We start from the raw sequence: 1,990 nt of genomic DNA, 5'->3' as shown, positions 1-1,990 counted from the left end.
AGGGCCTGAATTGTAGCACGGTCGCTAAGACTGAGTTGTTGGTAGTGCTTGTGAGTGTTAATCTGAGAGTGGGTCATAAAGATTCCTGCTTTCTTGTCTGGTTGTACTAACAAGAATAGGTCTTCATGGCCTTTTTGGTCTAGTCGCTAAGGTGTTGCACTTGAATTGTAAACTGGGGTTCCAATTTACTTTGAAGATGTCGAACCCGAAGACGCCAATTTGCATCACTTCATGACCGACCTAGCTATTCCGGCTTGGCTTGAGCACGAAGCACATCACATCATCGCCGAATACTACGCGGCATAAAAAAAGCGCCTAACCCCTACTTTGGACGGTGTAGGTCAGACGCATTTAAATAATCTTACGTCCAAACCCTGATCGACGTTAAAAGCTGGATTTTTTTGGAGGGACTAATTTTGCAAAATGTTGGTTGGAAACAAGCAAGCTTTTTAAAACACATTGGTTTCAAAAGCAATCACAATTCTATAGATCTAACCAAAATTGCCATAGTTGGAATTTTCTTAATGTTTCTAATATTCAATATGTCTGTTTCCTTGACTGGAACTGGCGATGATGGCATTTTATTTGCAGGTCCGCTGCTCAAAGACTTCAATGGAAATTTTTTTAGCTTCCTAAGTAGTCGCTATTCTCATTGGAGTTCGCGCATAATTATTGAATTCTTCACACTACTGTCGGTTCAGCACAACTTTTTTTGGAGAGTCATTAATACATTATCTTTGACAGCAATGTCGGTAATCCCTGCTTATTTGTTCAATTTTAAAAAGAAACCGGCTTTATTAATGATATCTACAAGTTTGGTGTTGATGATTCCAATATCAATGTTTTCCGAAACAGGTTGGATTGCAACAACAACAAATTATTCATGGGTACTCTCGGCATTTCTTGGTTTCCTAATGATTACTTTAAAAAAAGATCATAAAATAAGCTTGGTAGCTTGGGCACTTTCTTTAATTCTAGTGGCCTATGCGGGAAACCTAGAGCAAATGTGCATAGTGCTAATCATCGTTATACCGATAATCGCATACTACTTTTATGGTCAAAAGTGGTGGCTCTTAGCTCCCCACTATCTAACAGTACTAGGAAACCTAGCATTGATTTATTTTTGCAAGGGTAACAAGTTAAGATTCGTCAAGGAGGTGTCAAACAGGTTCCCGGATTTTACATCCCTGACACTTTTTAGAAAAATAGAGCTCGGGTATTCATCATCTCTAAAATCCTTGTTTTTTGATGGCCATATTTTATTTCTAGTTCTGGGAATTGTTTTGTTTATCGCGTTATCAAAATCTCATAATGTGTTTATCCTATTCGTAGGGTCAGTTCCCCTAATTTCCTTTTTAATCTTCAACTTATTTTCAGGAATCCTCAACAATAAGCTTAAAATAATTGATACTGTTCTTGGATCATTTAATAAATATGGGACAAGCTTTAAACTTTCCCATCCTACTACTTGGATTACTGATTTCGTGATGCTGTTTATCACAGCCTGTATTGTAGTTGCTTTGATATGCATTCTAAAAACGGACTCAATTCAATTATTTTCGGTTCTGCTTATGCTATTTTTGGCCTTTATAACAAGACTTATTCTCGGGTTCTCCCCCACCGTTTGGGCATCAGGAGAAAGAACTAGTATATTTATGTATTATGCTATCTGCGTCACATCGTTAACAGTTCTTGAAAAACGAGGTGCCAGTTTAGCTCTTCAGGGAATCATCATGGCCATGGGGGCATTTTGTTATTTAAGTTGGCTATGAAGAAAACCTTTATTTTTATTTTTCCCCACGCAAGCGGCGTCCCCGTGCAAGCCGGAGAGTGGGGCTGAACACAAAATAAAAAGGCGCCTACCCCACAACTTGCCGGAAGCCGGGTAGACGCAATCACAGAAACATATCAAGCCTGGATTATTCATAGAATTTCAAAAAAGCAGCGCAATCCCACGATTCACACGGGACTGCGCTGCTTTGGTGTTTCA

At 39.0% G+C, this 1,990-nt stretch carries 1 protein-coding gene; it reads left to right on the top strand.

Features of this window, described 5'->3' with window-relative positions; translation table 11 throughout:
* Positions 1-416: 416 nt before the first annotated feature.
* Positions 417-1,772 (top strand): hypothetical protein, encoded by a 1,356-nt coding sequence (locus JUF21_RS11840; protein ID WP_203664854.1) that lies wholly within the window; start codon positions 417-419, stop codon positions 1,770-1,772.
* Positions 1,773-1,990 lie beyond the last annotated feature (218 nt).

The sequence above is a fragment of the Lacticaseibacillus sp. 53-4 genome (genome assembly GCF_016861805.1).
GTDB lineage: Bacteria > Bacillota > Bacilli > Lactobacillales > Lactobacillaceae > Lacticaseibacillus.
The sequence above is the reverse complement of the archived record's forward strand: the minus strand, read 5'-3'. Positions and strand labels throughout refer to the sequence as shown.